Annotated in this window: 11 protein-coding genes; 8 read left to right on the top strand and 3 right to left on the bottom strand. The window is 51.9% G+C overall.

What is annotated here, in order from left to right:
• The 7 genes from HMPREF9412_RS08715 to HMPREF9412_RS08685 form a co-directional block, all read left to right on the top strand.
• On the top strand, window positions 1-658 hold a 658-nt coding region (locus HMPREF9412_RS08715), incomplete at its 5' end, for an ABC transporter permease (RefSeq protein WP_009591064.1).
• Between the two features lie 48 nt (window positions 659-706).
• Window positions 707-2077, top strand: a complete 1371-nt coding sequence (locus HMPREF9412_RS08710; protein WP_009591045.1) for an LLM class flavin-dependent oxidoreductase — start codon at window positions 707-709, stop codon at window positions 2075-2077.
• Window positions 2078-2250: 173 nt separating this feature from the next.
• On the top strand, window positions 2251-3999 hold the full coding sequence (locus HMPREF9412_RS08705; protein WP_009591049.1) for an RNA polymerase sigma factor: 1749 nt from the start codon (window positions 2251-2253) through the stop codon (window positions 3997-3999).
• Window positions 4000-4249: 250 nt separating this feature from the next.
• On the top strand, window positions 4250-4993 hold the full coding sequence (locus HMPREF9412_RS08700) for a GTP pyrophosphokinase (protein ID WP_009591072.1): 744 nt from the start codon (window positions 4250-4252) through the stop codon (window positions 4991-4993).
• 528 nt (window positions 4994-5521) lie between these two features.
• Window positions 5522-6919, top strand: a complete 1398-nt coding sequence (locus HMPREF9412_RS08695; RefSeq protein WP_009591044.1) for a protoporphyrinogen oxidase — start codon at window positions 5522-5524, stop codon at window positions 6917-6919.
• The gene (locus HMPREF9412_RS08690) at window positions 6916-7488 is read left to right on the top strand and encodes a DUF1697 domain-containing protein (protein ID WP_009591059.1); all 573 of its coding nucleotides are present in this window, start codon (window positions 6916-6918) and stop codon (window positions 7486-7488) included. Before HMPREF9412_RS08695 ends, HMPREF9412_RS08690 begins: the two co-directional genes overlap by 4 nt.
• Window positions 7489-8262: 774 nt before the next feature.
• Window positions 8263-13479: an S-layer homology domain-containing protein gene (locus tag HMPREF9412_RS08685; RefSeq protein WP_036671711.1), complete on the top strand. Its 5217-nt coding sequence runs from the start codon at window positions 8263-8265 to the stop codon at window positions 13477-13479.
• 150 nt (window positions 13480-13629) lie between these two features.
• On the opposite strand, the gene HMPREF9412_RS08680 is transcribed toward HMPREF9412_RS08685, so the two are convergent.
• Together HMPREF9412_RS08680 and HMPREF9412_RS08675 are read right to left on the bottom strand one after the other, a co-directional pair.
• Window positions 13630-14859 (bottom strand): aminopeptidase, encoded by a 1230-nt coding sequence (locus HMPREF9412_RS08680; protein ID WP_009591052.1) that lies wholly within the window; start codon window positions 14857-14859, stop codon window positions 13630-13632.
• A 39-nt stretch (window positions 14860-14898) separates the two neighbouring features.
• The gene (locus HMPREF9412_RS08675; RefSeq protein ID WP_009591074.1) at window positions 14899-15282 is read right to left on the bottom strand and encodes a MerR family transcriptional regulator; all 384 of its coding nucleotides are present in this window, start codon (window positions 15280-15282) and stop codon (window positions 14899-14901) included.
• A 207-nt stretch (window positions 15283-15489) separates the two neighbouring features.
• On the opposite strand from HMPREF9412_RS08675, the gene HMPREF9412_RS08670 reads away from it, so the two are divergent.
• Entirely contained in the window at window positions 15490-17082 is a 1593-nt protein-coding gene (locus tag HMPREF9412_RS08670; RefSeq protein ID WP_009591062.1) for an MDR family MFS transporter, read from the top strand.
• A 75-nt stretch (window positions 17083-17157) separates the two neighbouring features.
• Here HMPREF9412_RS08670 and HMPREF9412_RS08665 read toward each other — a convergent pair whose 3' ends face one another.
• Window positions 17158-17979 carry a carbohydrate ABC transporter permease gene (locus tag HMPREF9412_RS08665; protein ID WP_009591051.1) on the bottom strand — a complete coding sequence of 274 codons (822 nt, stop codon included), beginning with the start codon at window positions 17977-17979 and terminating at the stop codon, window positions 17158-17160.

Below are 17979 nucleotides of genomic sequence, written 5' to 3'. Positions count from 1 at the left end.
TACGCCGCTTACGATAGCCAAGCAATTCGCGAGTTTGGGGGCCAGCGGCGAGCTGTGGGAGCATTTTCGGATCAGTCTCCTTCGAGCGCTATCGGGCTTTTTGCTGGGCGGCTTGACGGGGCTGGCTCTGGGATTGTCCACGGGGCTTGGCAAAATGGCAGAGCGTACGCTGGACCCTTCATTTCAAATGCTGCGTACCGTGCCGCTTTTATCGCTGATTCCGCTGTTTATTCTATGGTTCGGCATCGGGGAATTCTCGAAGATTCTCATGATTTCCCTCGGAGCCTTTTTCCCGATCTATGTGAATGCCTTCCTTGGCATTCGCAGCGTGGATGCAAAGCTTTATGAAGTATCGAGGATCTTTCAATATTCCAAGCTGCAGCTGCTGATCCGGTTGATCGTACCGGCTGCACTGCCGAACATCCTGCTTGGCATCCGCCTGTCGCTCGGCGTTTCCTGGCTTGTGCTGGTCGTAGCGGAGATGATGGGGACCAGCGCGGGCATCGGATACATGATTCAAGACGCCCGAGCCTATTCCCAAACGGACATTGTGTTTGTAGGCATTATTATTTTTGCGATCGTGGGCAAGCTGTCCGATTCCGTTGTACGCCGGCTGGAATCCAGGCTGCTGGGCTGGAGAGAGACATATAAGGGCTGATCAAGGATGGTTGGCTGACTATTTTATATGAACAGGAGTGGTACGAAGATGGGGACAACCAACCGCAGAGCTCATCAGATGCACTTGGGAGCGTTTATCTATTATGCTGGACATCATCACGCCGGGTGGCGTCATCCAACCTCGGACGTGGAGGGCATGTTTGGCATTGAGCTGTATAAGCAGCTGGCAGCCACGGCAGAGCGGGGAAAGTTCGACATGATGTTTTTTGCCGATTTGCTGTACGTGACCCAGGTCGAAAATTCCGCTTCCGGCATGCTGGACCCGTTAACGCTGTTATCCGCACTCTCCGCCGTGACGGACAAATTGGGGCTGACCGCCACGGTCTCCACTACGTACAATGAGCCGTATAACGTGGCTCGGAAATTTGCTTCTCTCGATTGGATCAGCGGGGGAAGAGCGGGCTGGAATATCGTGACGTCCCAGCTGGACATCGAAGCCCACAATTACGGCAAGCCGAAGCACCCGGAGCATGGCTTGCGTTACGAAATGGCACGCGAGTTTGTTGAAGCGGTTACCCGGTTATGGGACAGCTGGGCAGACGATGCCCTTGTGCTGGATCGGGAGTCCGGGAATTTTGCCGATGGAGCGAAGGTGCGTCCCGTGGACTTTAACGGGCAATGGTATTCCACGAAAGGCCCGCTGAACGTTCCGAGGCCGCCGCAAGGCTACCCCGTCCTGATACAGGCTGGTTCTTCCGGTCCGGGACAGGACTTTGCCGCCCAATATGGCGAGGTCATCTTTACGGCACAGCAGTCCAAGAAGGCAGCGCAGGCTTTTTACGCCAGCGTGCACTCGAAGCTGTCCCATTATGGAAGAGCAAGCGGAAGCCTGAAAATCATGCCGGGCCTGTCGCCTGTTATCGGCTCAACCGAGGAGGAGGCACGGCGCAAAGCGCACGAGCTGCTGGAATTGATTCCGCCAGCTTCGGCGATCGCCGTTCTGTCCGGGTTCCTGAATTACGACCTGAGCGGTTATCCGCTGGACCAGCCGCTGCCAAGAAACATCCCGGACCCCGTGGCCGCCTCCAACGGCATGAAAAGCCGGGTCCAATTATATATGGACATGGCTTATCAGGATAATCTGTCGATCTTAGAGTTAGGGAGGAAGATACTGACCTCGAGAGGTCATATGCCATTTGTCGGGACTCCCGAGCAGCTGGCCGACATGATGCAGGATTGGTTCGAAGGTTATGCCTGCGACGGATTTAATATCATGCCTCCGGTGCTGCCGGGAGATCTGGACGAGTTCGTGGATGCGGTTATCCCGGTGCTGCAAGAAAGGGGCCTGTTCCGTTCCGAATACAGCGGCAATACACTGAGGGAGCATCTGGGCCTAACGCGTCCTGAACCGGGACATTTTCGTCGGGAGGCTCAACAGGCCGCCGCGGATGCCATATAAGCGTGAAAAGCCGGAAAACGTTCCAAGCGACCGAGGGTGCAGGTCAGCTTGGGACGTTTTTTTGTCGCTTCAAATGCAAAAAAAGCTATAATATTTCTCGGGTGATATTGTCAGAAATGACGATCTTCTCAAGTCATATAAGTAGTCAACGATACGAAAGAGGGTTCGAGCAATTGGAAACGACTGCAGACTTAGCGATTCAATGGGATGAGATGGAAGATGACGAGCTGGTGAAATACTCGCAGGCAGGGGAACGGGAAGCATTCGGGGAGCTTGTTCGGCGCCATCGCTCCAAGGTGTATGGCTATGCCAGAGCGATAACGCGGGAGTCTTACTTAGCAGAAGACGTGGTGCAGGATGCCCTGATCCGAGCATTCATGCATCTTGGCAAATTGGTGGATGCCCGGCGGTTCCTTCCATGGATGCACCGCATCGTCCGGAATCAGGCCTATACCCGCCTTAAAGGGAGCTCGGCGTGCAAAGAGCAGACTTTCACCGAGCTAGAAGGCATGGGAAGAGTCAACGGTTCAGGAAGTCTGGAGCAATGGAACGATCTGGACAGCATTCTGGGCAGGCTCAACCATTCCGCAAGCGAAGCGGCCTCGGGTTATAACGTACCGGAGGAGCGCATCGTGCAGCAGGAAACGCTGCGTGCTTTAACCGGCATCATTCAATGCCTGAAGCCGCGCGAAAGGCTTATTTTCGAATCCCATTTTTTCGATCAGCTGTCCCCGCAGGAAATTGCCGACTTGTTTCAGCTCTCTTCGGCCAATGTGTATCAGATTATTTCGAGATCACGGAAAAAAGTGATCCAAGAAAAAATCCGCGTTACCGTTGACTCTTATATTAAGACGAGAAGGGACTTGGGAATTATGAAGAAGAACATATTGCCTTACGAAGGACCGATGAAGGAAACCAAAACCTGGACATCCGCAGCGGACGCCACGTACAAAATGCTTCAGTTTACAGACCGCAAGCTATCGCTGCCAATGGTCATGGGGCTGACTGGGCATGCATTCCGGATCAATATCATACCGAATGATGTCCATATCGCGGGCCCGACCGCCTATTTTTTCGGCGAATCTTTATCCCGCGGCCTTCATAATATCGGCTTCCATTCCAAATTCGTCGACGGCATGTCGGACGGCATCGGGACAAACGCCAATCTGCTGGATCCTGCCCTTATGGAAAAGGGAGCGATGAATAAACGCAGCATTCATCAAGAGCTGCCAAGAGCCCTTGATTTGATCCATGCCTCATTGGATCGCGGATATCCCGTCCTGGCCTGGGATATTTTCTTTCCGGAGTTCGGAACGCTGTACGGGTACGATGACGAGACGAGAACCTTATATGCGGAGGAGTGCGGAAGAGTTGATACGCTGCCATACGAAAATCTAGGCAAGAGCGTCTTGGAAGAAATATTCGTCCTGGCGATTGAGGGTTCCGTGGATTTGACGCTTCGGCAGCAGCTGCGACTGGCACTGGAAACCGCCACCGCGTTATATGAAGGAAAGGAAAATGCGGTGCCGACGGCTGTGAAGGGAATTGCGGCCTACGATGCTTGGATAGAATCGCTGTATGGTCGTGAAATAGAGCCGAATGGTCATGCTTACAATATCGAAGTGCTGCGGGACGCACGGTACTATGCCGCCGAGTTCTTCAAGGAACTGGTGACCGCCTGGCCGAAAGCCATGGAGGACGGGCCGGATCTGACGACATCGTTCGAAGATGCCGCTGCGCTGTATACGGAGATTTGCAAGAAGTTCACCGTTTTGCATGGGATGTTTCCGTTTCCGAAGGGGGGCGAGCCTAATTCGGCAGAACAAGCAGCAACGGCGATATCGCTGGTAGAGGAGATCAAGGCCTTGGAGATCGAAGCTGCTGCAAAATTGAGCCAGATGTTTGCTGGATTGTCCTCCTGATTCCAGGTTGATTTAGCGGCTTAATCCTTGCCGCAATGATTGGAATGAATAAGCATAAGATAAAGACGCCTGCGACGTTTGTAGTTGCGGCGTCTTTTTGACGTTATTGCACTAAAGTTGCAGTCGCACCTCAATATCAACTACTATTTAAAGAGGGACAGAACTTCTAGAATGTTAGCAACGCGTTTTGTTTTTATTTACTACTCGAGTCGTCACGGCTCTGAATCACACAATCGAAAGGAAGTATCCCATGAATTCTTTGCAAATCGAACAGCTCAAAATCATTCGGAACGAAATTACCCGATTCATGATGAAATACAAATTCGCCTTAGATGAGATCGAAACCAAGATGGAGATATTAAAAGAGGAGTTTCAGGCTCTTCATGACTATAGCCCGATCGAGCATACGAAATCCCGCCTGAAATCGCCGGAGAGCATCATGAAGAAGCTGCTTCGCAAGGGCGGAAACATATCGCTTAGTTCCATAGAAGATAACATTAAGGACATTGCGGGTTTACGAATCACCTGTTCATTCATTACCGACATTTACAAAATCAGCGACATGCTGCAGAATCAAAGCGATTTAACGGTCCTGAACGTCAAGGACTACATCAAGAATCCGAAGCCGAACGGATACCAAAGCTTGCATCTGTTAGTGGAAGTGCCCGTCTTTTTCTCTGACCGGGTGGAGAAGGTATGCGTTGAAGTCCAGATTCGAACGATTGCCATGGATTTCTGGGCGAGTCTGGAGCATAAAATCTTTTACAAATATAATAAGTCGGTTCCCCAGCACCTGCTCGAAGAGCTTAAAAAGGCGGCGGATACCGCCAACGCGCTGGACCGTCAGATGGAGCAATTGCACCGCGAAGTGCAGGCCATTAAGGATTCGGAAAGCGACGATTCGCTGCTGGAGGAATTAAAAAGCATCCAGATCAACAACCGCAAGTATGAGCTCCCGGCGGGCTTGCTCGAAGTATTGACCGAGGATAAATAAGACGTATCCAGGCGCAGCAAAAAATGCCTCACCTGTTTCATCGCCCATGCACCGGGTATATTTATCCTAAGTGGGAAGTGGAAACACATCAACACCAGACGGATAACAAGACGTTAAGTCGGAATTACCGAAAGGATTTGATACCCATGTACAAGGAAACAAGGAATAAGGACGGCACAGCCTGAATTATTCCGGCGTACACCTTAAGCTAATAAAGCAATGGAATGATAGCGTCAGAAGGATATAACCGCTTCCCACGAAAAAAACTCTGCGAGTGATCTCGCGGAGTTTTTTGCTGTCGACAACCATTCCAATACCTGGATAATGAGTGCAGCACGCACAATGTATGGATTGTTCAGGGGCGATGTCCGGGAAACCGGTGGCTGTGTGAACGGTTCTGTTCACAATATTGAGGGAATGGCACCCAACGAATGAACGGTCACTATGATATACTTAGGAATTGGATACAATGGTAACGTAACATTATATATTATTGATATAAACCTACATAATAGAGGTGTATGTACAGTGACAACTACCGTAGTCATCGGCGGCGGCATTACCGGACTTTCGACCTTATATTATCTGCAAAAAGAGCTGAAACATCATCAACGGGAGATGGACTTGGTGCTGATTGAGGCAAGCGAGGCGCTGGGAGGCAAAATCCGAACCGTCCAGAGCGGTGAATTTATTATGGAAACCGGAGCGGATTCGATCGTATCCCGGAAAACGAATGTGGCGCCGCTTCTGGAGGAGCTTCAGTTAACGGACCAGGTTGTGTACAATGCCACGGGGACTTCTTTCATATATACAACCGACGGCCTAAAAAAAATCCCCGAGGAGAGCGTATTTGGCATACCGCTTAGCTTGAAATCCTTGGCCGAAAGCGAGCTGGTATCCGCGGAGGGGAAGGTGGAGGCGCTCAAGGACTATTATACGCCGAATGAGACGTTCACCAAGCATGATTCCCTGGGAGAATTCCTTGAGTCCTTTCTAGGGAAGGAAATCGTTCAGAACCAGATCGCACCGGTCATATCGGGCGTCTATTCCGGGGAGCTCCATGACCTGACCATCGCGTCCACATTCCCCTATTTGCTGGAGTACAAAAATACCTACGGCAGCATCATGGGTGGTTTGGCCGAGAACAAACAGAAATTCCTTGGCACCGGCAATAAGAAATTCCTTTCCTTCACAAACGGTGTCTCGGTGTTGATTGACGCACTGGAACGGAGCGTGACAGAAGCAGGCGCGAAGATTTGCAAAGGCGTTGCCGCAGAGAAGCTGGAGAGAACGCCTAACGGCTATCGATTGATGCTGGCGAACGGCGACCAGCTGGAAGCGGATTTTGTTGTTTTAAGCACACTGGGATCAAGCGCGAAGGAGCTGCTGGAAGATCCGCGGCTTCACGAGGATTTTGACCAATTGTATACCAAGTCCCTCATCAGCGTGTATCTGGCCTATGATATTCGAGATGAAGAGCTCCCATACGACGGTACGGGGTTCATTACGGCCAAGGGGACGAAGCTGAAGTGTGACGCATGCACATGGACAAGCCGGAAATGGGAGCATACCTCCGAGAATAATCGGTTATTGATGCGATTGTTCTACAAAAGCTCCAGTCCGCATTATGACCAATTGATTCGATTGTCGGACGAAGAATTGAAGCATGTCGGGATGGAGGATATCCGTCAGAGCTTAGGTTTAGAGGCTGAGCCCGTGTCCTGCGAAGTTACCAAATGGCATGAGAATATGCCGAACTATCATCTGAAGCACAGGCAGGTCGTGGAGTCGCTGGAGCTCGCAATGGAAGACCTTTATCCTAACGTGATGCTTGCCGGCTGCTCATACTATGGCGTGGGGATCCCGGACTGCATCGCGAACGGGGAGAAGACGGCAGGCATGATTATGGAAAGGATGCTCAAATGACCATCTATATCGCTTTGCTTCGAGGAATCAATGTCGGCGGACACAATAAAATCAAAATGGCCGATTTAAGAAAGATGCTTGAAGGCATGGGCTTAGCCCGCGTGAAAACATATATTCAGAGCGGAAACGTGCTCTTCGAATCTGCGGATTCCAAGGAAACGCTGCAGGTCCAAATGGAGCAAGGAATACAAGAAGCGTTCGGCTTCCCGATAACCGTGATACTCAGAACCTCGCAGGAAATCGAGGGTATCGTCCGGCATTGTCCTTTTTCGGAAGAAACGATACGTGCTGCGGAGGCAGCATCGGAGTTTGAGAGTCTTTATGTTGCCATGCTGCCGGAAGCGCCAGCTCCCGATGACGTTGAGAAATTGAGGCTCTACGTGAACGATAAAGAAACTTTTGAAGCGATCGGAGAAGAAATCTATTTACTGTTTAAGGAAAGCGTTCGGAATTCCAAGCTGGCGGCACAAATGGCAAAGTTCGGCGTACCGATGACGATGCGGAATTGGAAAACCATGAACAAGCTGGTAGAGCTGTCCCGAACGATGCAAAATGAACAGCCGCGATAATGGTTCAAGGTGACGGAGTAGACATAGGCGGCATCCATTTCGAAGGAAATTTGGGACGGCATGTTTCACTTCCCGTGGACCGGGTAAATATAGAACAAGTGGGAAGTGGTATTGTCAATCGACGGACGGAAGAACATCATGTCATTCCGAAAGGCAGTTGATTCGCCATGAACACTCGCAAAAGGAGAAGGAGAGCGAAGTTTCTTCGATTCTTTTCAGGTAAGGCACCCTAGCAATTGGAAAATTGCTGCATAATGAATAATAAAATCGCTTCCCACTGATAAGCTGCGATATCATTCGCGGGGTCTTTTTTTGTGCGGATAAAGCAATAGTTACAGTATGTAAGATACGGCGGATCGGGAATCAGTTGCTCAAAGATGAATTGAAAATAAGCCGTTCGTAGTGCTGAAGTATCGAACAATAGAGGTTGTTGGATCCCGAAATATGTACCTTGAGAAACGGGTAAGCCATATGCCATGGACAGAAAGACGCGGCGTTAAGTTGTCCTATTGTACTAGATGTTCAGCGAATATCGGGACCTTTATATCATTTATCAAATTTTACATAAAGTGGTTTAAAAAACGATCGGAATATGCAATTATTGATCTTGGGAGGTGAAGAGGAAAAGGACTCCTCAAGGGGAAAAGCCTAGTTGGAAATCGCGAGGGATTTTATGTTGAAAACGCTTTAATTATAATTTGGAGATCCCATGGAGACCTGGAGAATTGGGAAACTGAATTGATTGCTCAAAAAATCATTTCTAGGAGGTTTTCCATGTCTAAGATCGTCCTTAAACGATTTATTTCCTGTTTCTTGATTCTTTGTATCGTTATGTCTGCCTCGTTTACTGCTCTCGCGGGACAAGCTTCCGCCCAGACATCCACCGCGCTTAACCCAGTGCCCGAGCTGCTGATCACCGAGCTTGTGCCTGATTCCACGAACGTAGGAACCGCCGACGGTTACGAATTTATCGAGGTTTACAACAATACCGATCAAGCCATCGATTTCAGCAATTATAAGATACGCTACCGTTACTTGGAGAGCGACACCCTGTGGGCTCATGTACCCGACGAGGTGACTATTCCATCCGGGAGCACGCTGGTGTTCTGGATCATAAACGGTCAGAACAGCAAATCCACGATTGCTGATTTTAATCATAATTACGGCACCAACCTGAACGAAAGCACCGATGTCGTCAAAATATTCTCAGGCGGCATGTCCAATTCGCGCATGCGGGAGCTCGTGGTCGTAACGAACACCGGACGCCCGATCGTGTCCGCGTTTTACAACGACGGTGACGTTCATAACGGTCCCGATCAGGGCATCTTCTATAAATATCCCGAAGACGGCAGCCTAAAGATGCAGCGGATCTCCCAGCTGGAACATAAGGCTACGCCGGGTTCGCTCGCGCACTCGGAAGTTCCCGCGATGCCGGTACATATCGACGTGACCAAGGAGCCGTCCGTTGTCAATCGGACGACAACCACGAACGTGGAGCCGGGAGACAATCTGGAAATCGCCGCGGAAGCGCACGATGACCGTATGGTGACATCGCTCGCGTTATCTTATCGTGTCGACGGACAGAACGATTACAAGGTCGTACAGCTTCGGGAAGGACAGCAAGGCTACCATCATACGATACCTTATCTGGAGCTGCTGGGACATGCCAAGCTGGAGTATTTCTTCACGGTGTCCAACACGTTTAAGAAAGTGGAGAGCCCTAAATATGAGGTTGATCTCACGGGCAGCGGCGCAAGCGCGAGCCTGAACGTTAAAGATCAACAAACGGTTACGGGCATCACGTATATTCGGGGTGCAGCTGATGGGGCTGGGCCTTCCGATTTGGAGCTTCAAGTGGACGGAACGCCGGTTCAAGGCACTCCCGCCATGGAGCATTCCGCCTATTTTATATTTGAAGGCGACGGCATTGACGATGGAATCAACACGGTAACCATCGGCAAGGAGGTTCTTTTCGAGACGGAGGCGAACATTGACGGTTATCAAACCATCGTGGTCCCGATCGAACCGCAGTGGCTGACAAGCGGATCGAACGAAATTACCCTTCGGGCCGGCGATAACGAGAAGACCTATTTCGAGGACGACAAGCCGACGGGTAATATGGATGATTTCAATGCACGCAACGTGCGGCTGCTCCTGGGTGACGGAACGGAAATCCGGGATCCGCAATACAGCGATCCCGCACGGATCCATGACCTTGGCGACGATGGACGTTTCCTGCCTTTCGTAGCTTTTCAATTCGACATTCCTGCCGAAAAAGTAAATGCATTGTCCTACGCATGGGATACCTCGGCCGTCTCGGACGGAACGTATTCCATTCAATTGAAGGTCAAAGGTCAGTCTGAAGCAGCTGCCGATGTTCAGGTAGATAACCACGGACCGGAAATTAGCGCAACCGTTGAAGAGGGCAAGAGTTACAAGGGCGGCATCCCGATCGATGTGACCGCCACGGATCGCGTATCGGGCGTGGACCGGGTCGAGGTTACGCTCGATGGACGCGCCATCCAGTTGCCGTACAATACTTCCTCGGCCGAGCTTGAACCAGGCGATCATAAGCTGGAAATTAGCGCAGTGGACAAGATCGGCAACCGCTCCGAACGAACCGTGACGTTTCACACGGCTCAGGAGCATCCGAATAAACCTGTATTGGTGTCGCCGGCAGATAAGGAGAGCGGCACCGGGCTGTCGCCGGAGCTGAAGGTTCAAGTCAGCGATCCATCGGATGACGAGCTCGAGGTCTCCTTCCATCAGGCTTATTCGTATCATGCTTTAAGCGGGGATCGGGTGAAATTGTCCAAGAACGCTTCGGACGAAGAACCTCCTAAGGACAGATTCCCTACGGGCGAAACTGTGCTGACCGAAGAGGAATTGAAGCGGGTATCCGAATCCAACGATGAATATGTCACCGTAGATTCAACGTCTCAATTCCCTTACATCCGGTTCGAGGCAGAGCTGGAGCATGCCGTCGAGCCTGGCGACAGCGTCGAAGTCACTTGGGAAGGACACACGGTGTCCGGCCGCAAGGTCACGATGTATGCGTGGAACCACAAGCTGAGCAAATGGACGGAAATAACCAAGCATATTGCCCAGTCTGAAGATGATTTTACGCTTCGAGGCGAACTGACGGCAGCGGACTATGTACAGAACAATAAAGTCGATGTGATCGTACAGGATGAAATTCCTTCCCGAGGGGATTATGATTACACCTTTGTATGGGTATCCGATACGCAGTTCTTGACGGAGCTCTATCCTCATATTCAGCAAAAGCAGTTCGACTGGATCGTTGATTCCATCGATGAGATGAACATCAAATATTTGTTCCATACCGGTGATATCGTGAATGATCCAACAGCCGAATACCAATGGAAACGTGCCGATGCGTACATGAACATGCTGGAGGATGCCAAGCTGCCGCACGGCGTGCTTGCCGGCAATCATGACGTGGGCAGCTACGATTGGGATTACACGACCTACGGTCAATATTTCGGGGAAGACCGTTATAAGGATCAGCCCTATTACGGAGGCTCCTACAAGAACAACCGGGGACATTACGATCTGGTCTCCGTCGAAGGCAACGACTTCATCATGATGTATATGGGATGGGGCGTCGAAAACGAGGATATCAAGTGGATGAACGAGGTTCTGGCTGAATATCCGGATCGTATCGCATTCCTGAATTTCCATGATTACATGCTCGCGAACGGAACGCGTTCCGGCGTAGGCAACAAGTTGTACAAGGAAGTAGTCGTCCCTAATCCGAACGTGGTTGCCGTACTGAGCGGCCATTACACGGGAGCCAGCCTGCTTAAGAACGAATTGGACGATGATGGTGACGGCAATGCGGACCGAACCGTGTATCAGATGCTGGCAGACTATCAAGGACATGCGGACGGCGGCAGCGGATATTTGAGACTGCTGCATTTTGATAAGGAAAGCAATCAGATTTACGTGAATACGTACTCTCCTTATTTGGATAAGTACAATTATTATACGAATCCGGGCGTGGATGAATTTGCGATGAACCTGGATCTTGAGCCGAAACTGAAGCGGGTAGCCACCGATTCGATCCAAGTGAATCATCTGAGAGGAGAGGCCATCGGTACGCCGCAAAAGGCAGCGAGCGGCACGGAGGTTACTCAGCCGTGGGCAGGACTGTCATCCAACGGAACCTATTCCTGGTATGCCGTCGCCCAAGATGAATTCGGGGGAAGAACAGTATCGGACGTATGGACATTCGCAACGGATGAAGGGGATCTCGCGGCCCCAACCAAGCTGAAAGCACTTCAGGTCACGACGTCCTCGGTTCAAATCGGCTGGGACCCTGTGAACCGTCCGGACCAGCAAGTCGTGAGCTATCATGTGTATCAGGACGGACAGCAAGTGGCCACCGTTACGGACAGCGTATACGAAGCGACAGGGCTTACGCCGGATACGCCGTACGAATTCAAAGTAACCGCCTCGGATCAGCATGGAGCGGAATCGCCACCAAGCGAGATCTTAACGGTGATCACGAGTGCTGTAGACGTTCCGGGTGCGCCGGTATGGACGCCCGGGGAGTTGGAATTTTCGGAGATCTCATCGAGCCATGTAACCATGAGCTGGCCGGAGGCGGCTGCAAGCGATGGCGTGGACGGATATCGCGTATATTTGAAAGGCCGGGAGGAACCGGTGGTTACCGTAACCGGCGATGTGTATTCGCATACCGCAGCTGGGCTTACGCCGGATACGCGTTATCATTTTACCGTCAAAGCTTATAACGCTGCTGGCGAGAGCGTGGGACTCCATAACTCGGCCACGACTTCGGCTGCAGGAGTGGACAAGAGCGAGTTAATCGGGTTAATCGCCTCGGCGCAGCAAAGGCTCGACGAAACACGGGAAGGCTCATCGCCAGGGCAGTATCCGGCAGTCGCAAGGTCAGCACTCCGTGACGCGATTGCAAACGCCAGCGCCATAACGCAGCAGGATCATGCAACTGCGAAGGATGTCAGGGACGCAATGACCGCACTGCAAGCCGCGATCCGCGCCTATAACGCTTCGGTGATCCCTTCATCCGAGAATCCTCCGTCATCGGGATCGGGATCGGAATCCCCTGGCGGTGAAGTCCCATTGTCCGGAAACAATCAATTAAAAGCGCTGGAAGTCATCATTGGCGGCGTAGCGGCTGCATTAACCCCTGCGTTCAACGAGAGCACGACGGAGTACCGGCTTGAAACGGATGCGGAATCCGTGCAGCTCCGCATTGGGACGGCGCATGGCAAGGCCGCTGTCCTTCTGGAAGGAGAGCCTCTGAAGAATGATCAGGTCATTAAGCTGAAGGAAGGGGATAACGTCCTGAAGCTGGTGGTTCGGGCCGAGAATGGTGCGACCAAAACCTATCAGTTAACCATACACCGTAAGGCGAAAGCAGGGACAGAAGAACCGAAGCCGGAACCCCAGCCGGTGCTGTTAACCGACATCGGCGGACATTGGGCTTCATCTGAGATTGAGCAGGCGGTTTCGCTCGGCATCGTTGGCGGCTATCCGGATCAGACCTTCAAACCGGACCGTCAGGTCACGCGTGCCGAATTTATGGTGATGATGGCCAAAGCACTGAAAGGTCAAGCGGGGTCTGAGAAACTGAGCTTCAAAGACAGCTCCTCCATCGGATCCTGGGCGCTTGAAGCGATTCAATGGGCCGTATCCGAAGGCATCGTGAAAGGATATCAAGACGGGACATTCAAACCGAATGAATCCGTTAACCGTGCGGAAATGGCGGTAATGATCGCACGCTATCTAGGCCTTACCCAGCCAGGTGCCGGAACGGACTTCCGCGATCAGCAGAATATTCCGGCTTGGGCAGAGAAGGAAATCGCAGCCGCGGCCGAGGCCGGCATCGTGAACGGACGTTCGGGTAACCGGTTTGCACCTCAGGAATCTGCGACCCGTGCGGAAGCGGTCATGATGATACTTCGGATGCTGGAGCGTGCAGAGTAAAGTAACCATACGAATGTAGAACATAGAAAAAGGCGGACATGGAGCAATTGCTCCAGTGTCCGCCTTTTTTACAGTTGTAGGCTTAAAGGGTTGCCCCCGGTCATATGACGCCAAAAGGCACGCTGGGAGCCCATTTTACCCAAACGAACCTTAGACCCACCGTCCACCGCGGAATACGGGTTCAATCGTACCGTCCGCCAGCACGCCGTCAATGTCCAGTTCAGCGGAACCGATCATGAAATCGACATGCGTCAGACTGACATTGGCTCCGCGAGCCAGCAGTTCTTCCTTGCTCATCTTGGTGCCGCCTTCGATATTCACGGGATAGGCGCTTCCCAGCGCAAAGTGGCAGGAGGCGTTCTCATCGATGCCGGTGTTATAGAAGACGCGGTTTAGCTGCGAGATCGGCGAATCATGCGGCACGAGTGCCATCTCTCCAAGATACGAGGCGCCCTCGTCCGTTTCCAGCAGCGTCGTGAGATGCTCCCGTCCGGATTCGGCTTCATATGCGACAACCTTGCCGTCCTTGAACGTGAGCTTCATGCCTTCCACCAGGCGGCCGTTCAGATTCAGCGGAAGGGTACTGGATACGGTCCCGTTCACGCCCGTACGATGAGGCATCGTATAGATTTCTTCGGTGGGCATATTCGCGACGAAATACACCCCGGCTTCATTCTCGTCACCGCCGCCGAGCCAGAGGTAACCTTCCGGCATGTCGACGCGCAGATCCGTTCCCGGCGCACGATAGTGGAAACTCTTGTAGCGTTTGGCATTCATGTGGTTCTGGCGCAGCTTCAGTCCGGCGATATGATCCCGCCACGCGGCTACCGGATCTTCGCTGCCTACCCGATTCATCAGGAATACGGCATCCCACATCGCTTGGATGCGCTCTTCTTCGGGGAGGTCCGGGAATACTTTATTGGCCCAGGCTCGGGTAGGCGCCTTAATCAGCGACCAGCTGATCTTATTGTTGCGGACGTATACCTGATATTTTTCGTTAGCCACGGCAGCAGCCTTAACGGCTGTAGATACTTTTACCGAATCAATGCCGCGGAACAGCTCGGGATCCGGAACCTTAATGCGCAGAATGGCTCCTCCGCCTTCAGCGAGCTGCTGCATGGCGTCGGCCTGCCACTGCGGATAATAATGGAAGGAGTCTTCCGGTGCCTTCTCATAGCGAATTCGGGTGATTTTTTCGTCTTCCCAGTCGACTTGGACATATTTGGCGCCTGCATCATATGCTTTGGCCACGATGCGGCGTGTCAACTCTAGGGTCTCGATTGGAGCATTGACGATCAGCACTTGGCCCGGTTGAACGTTTACGCCAACCTTCACGACCAGCTCCGCGTATTTCTCCAGATTTTTCTCGAAATTGTCCATATGTAGATATCCTCCATTTCAGATGTACACTTCATTCTATCACGTTGCGGAGGGCTGCTGCTGACTCTTCTTTTTGCCAAGGGTCCGGGAGATTTGCCTTTCCAGCAGGTGTTTCAATTCATGGAGCGCTGCAATCTGACTGTCCACGCTGCTTAATTTGTCCTCATAAAAGGAGAGCATTTCTTCGCAATATTCATAATCGTCCGGCGAAGCGACTTCACCGCGAAACAATACGCGAATCTGATCCGTGGTCAAGCCCAGCTTTAAGTACAATTGGATCATTTTGACCCGTTCGATGGCGGACGCGTTAAAATGGCGGTAATCGTTATCGAGTCTGTCGGCTTCCAGCAGGCCTTTTTGTTCATAATGCCGGATCGAGCGTGCGCTGACCTGGCTGCGCTGCGATAATTCACTGATCTTCATATCACATGACCTCCTTGGCATGAGCTAAGATAAACCGATTATACGCTACCCCGCATGCGAACATAAAGCCATTAGGCTGCTTGAATAAGAGCGTTTGATAAAAAATAACGGAATCGGGGACAAAAGTGTGACAGTCACCTGTCATACTTTTCGAATTACAATGACTGCAGTACGAAGGAAACCTACTTAGAAGGAGTGTATGAGAACTTGAAGACACAAACAGCCAACAACAACAAACTGCCCATCGTGCTTGCCGGCCTGCTGCTCGGCATCTTGATGGCCTCCATGGACAATACGATCGTAGCAACCGCCATGGGAAACATCGTCGGGGAGCTCGGAGGACTTGATCATTTCGTATGGGTGACCTCCGCGTACATGGTTGCCGAGCTTGCGGGGATGCCGATCTTCGGCAAGCTGTCCGATATGTATGGACGCAAAAAATTCTTTGTGTTCGGGATGATTGTATTCATGCTGGGCTCCGTGCTGTGCGGTACGGCAAGCTCCATCACGGAACTGGCGCTGTATCGGGCCGTGCAAGGCGTAGGGGGCGGAGCCCTCATCCCGATCGCTTTCGCGATCATGTTCGACACCGTGCCGCTCGAGAAGCGCGGAAAGCTCACCGGTTTGTTCGGAGCCGTCTTTGGATTATCCAGCATTTTCGGGCCGCTCGCAGGCGCTTATATTACGGATCATATTACCTGGCAATGGATATTCTATATTAATTTGCCGATCGGCATCGTGGCCTTCCTGATGGTGACGGTATTCTATAAGGAATCGCATGAACGTTCCAAACAGCCGATTGATTGGAAGGGAGCAACCACGCTCCTTGCGGGCGTGATCTGTTTCATGTTCGCGCTTGAGCTTGGAGGGAAGCAATGGGCATGGGATTCCTGGGTCATCCTGGCTTTGTTTGGCGCTGCCGCCGTCATGCTGGTGCTGTTCGTGCTTGCCGAGAGAAGAGCGGAGGAGCCGATCATCTCGTTTCATTTATTCAAGAATAAACTCTATACCTCAAGCGTGCTGTGCGGCTTGTTTAGCGGAGGATCCTTCATCGTGGCTTCCGTTTACATTCCGATCTTCATACAAGGCGTGCTCGGCGGAAGCGCCACGAACTCGGGGCTGGTCCTGCTGCCGATGATGGTGGGCTCGGTCGTCACGGCGACGGTCAGCGGTTTTCTGATGAGTAAAATCTCGTATCGCAGCATCATGATCCCGACGCTGATCCTGTTTACGGGAGGGATGGTGCTCGCTTCGACGTTAACTGCGGAATCCAGCAGGTTCATCGTTACCCTGTACATGGTTCTGATCGGGCTTGGCATCGGCGGATCGTTCTCCGTGCTGGGAACGGCGGTCATGCATGGCTTATCCTATAAACAGCGCGGGATGGCGAGCTCGACCTTCAACTTCACGCGGTCGCTTGGAATGACCATTGGCATTACGGTGTTCGGGTTGATACAGAGCCGATCCTTCACCGGTTCCTTAACATCGGGATCGGGCGTGATGAACACCGGTGGGCTTCCTGAAGGATTCGATCTTAAGGATCCTCACATCTTATTGGCACCGGAGACGAGATCATGGATTCCGTCCGACCTGCTCAAGCCGATCTCGGACACGCTTGCTTCCTCCATCGCGGCTACGTTTGCCTGGGCTATCGTTCCTGCTGCGTTAGCGCTTCTGGCAGCAGCCTTAATGGGACGCAAAAAGCTGGATGAAACGGCAGAACTGAAAAGGGAGGAGACAGCCGATTCGGCAGAAGAGGCAGGGACGAAAGAAAATGAACAGCTGGTCATGGTGCCGTAGCGCGTACGTCATGGACCGGAATATAGAGAGGAGCTGCCTGCCAGGCATAACACCTGGAGGCAGCTCCTTTGGCCGTTAACTCTTAATCGCGCCTGCGGCGATATCGGAAATGAATTGCTTGCTGATGAACAAGAACATGACAATCAGCGGGATGACGGCGAGCAGCGTGCCGGCAATGACCATCGAATAGTCGGTGGTATATATTCCGTTTAATGATGATAACGCAACCTGCAAGGTGAACTTGTTCTCATCATTGAGAATGATGAGCGGCCACAGATAGTCGTTCCATACCCCGATGAACGTGAAGGCGGCCAAGAACGATAAAGCGGGCCGCAGAATCGGCAGCGATATGTTCCAATAGAGGCGGAAGAAACCGCAGCCGTCGATTTTACCGGCATCGAGAAGCTCCGAAGGCACCGATTCCTGTGCATACTGCCTGATCCAGAAGATTCCGAAGGCGTTGACCATTCCCGGAATGATCAGGGCCTTGTAGGTGCCCACCCATCCGAATTCTGCCATAATGACAAACGAAGGCACCAAGGATAATTGTGCAGGCGCCATCATGGTGGCAAGCAGCAGCACAAACAGCCACTTTTTGCCCGGGAACTGGAATTTGGCGAACGTGAATCCGGCCAGGGAATCGAAGAATAAGACCAGCAGCGTACAAGCGGAAGCGACGAACAGGGTATTCCAGAAGGCGCCGAAGAAGTCGATGCTGCTCAGCACCCTCGACACGTTATCAAGCAAGTGCGGACCGAACCATAGTTTCGGAGGAAAGCTGTAGATATCCGAAGTGGTGCGCGTCGCCATCACAAGCAGCCAGTAGAAGGGAAAAATGGATAAGATCAATCCGGCGATCAACCCGATGTGCAGCAGAATGGATTTCCATTTGAACAT

Source organism: Paenibacillus sp. HGF5, from assembly GCF_000204455.1.
Taxonomy (GTDB): domain Bacteria; phylum Bacillota; class Bacilli; order Paenibacillales; family Paenibacillaceae; genus Paenibacillus_AQ; species Paenibacillus_AQ lautus_A.
Note: the sequence above shows the minus strand (reverse complement) of the source record. Positions and strands in the feature narration are given on the sequence as shown.

Coding starts and splice junctions, on each gene's coding strand:
- HMPREF9412_RS08710 (WP_009591045.1), top strand. CDS start 707: ATGGGGACAACCAACCGCAGAGCTCATCAGATGCACTTGGGAGCGTTT.
- HMPREF9412_RS08690 (WP_009591059.1), top strand. CDS start 6,916: ATGACCATCTATATCGCTTTGCTTCGAGGAATCAATGTCGGCGGACAC.
- HMPREF9412_RS08665 (WP_009591051.1), bottom strand. CDS start 17,979: ATGTTCAAATGGAAATCCATTCTGCTGCACATCGGGTTGATCGCCGGA.
- HMPREF9412_RS08700 (WP_009591072.1), top strand. CDS start 4,250: ATGAATTCTTTGCAAATCGAACAGCTCAAAATCATTCGGAACGAAATT.
- HMPREF9412_RS08675 (WP_009591074.1), bottom strand. CDS start 15,282: ATGAAGATCAGTGAATTATCGCAGCGCAGCCAGGTCAGCGCACGCTCG.
- HMPREF9412_RS08685 (WP_036671711.1), top strand. CDS start 8,263: ATGTCTAAGATCGTCCTTAAACGATTTATTTCCTGTTTCTTGATTCTT.
- HMPREF9412_RS08680 (WP_009591052.1), bottom strand. CDS start 14,859: ATGGACAATTTCGAGAAAAATCTGGAGAAATACGCGGAGCTGGTCGTG.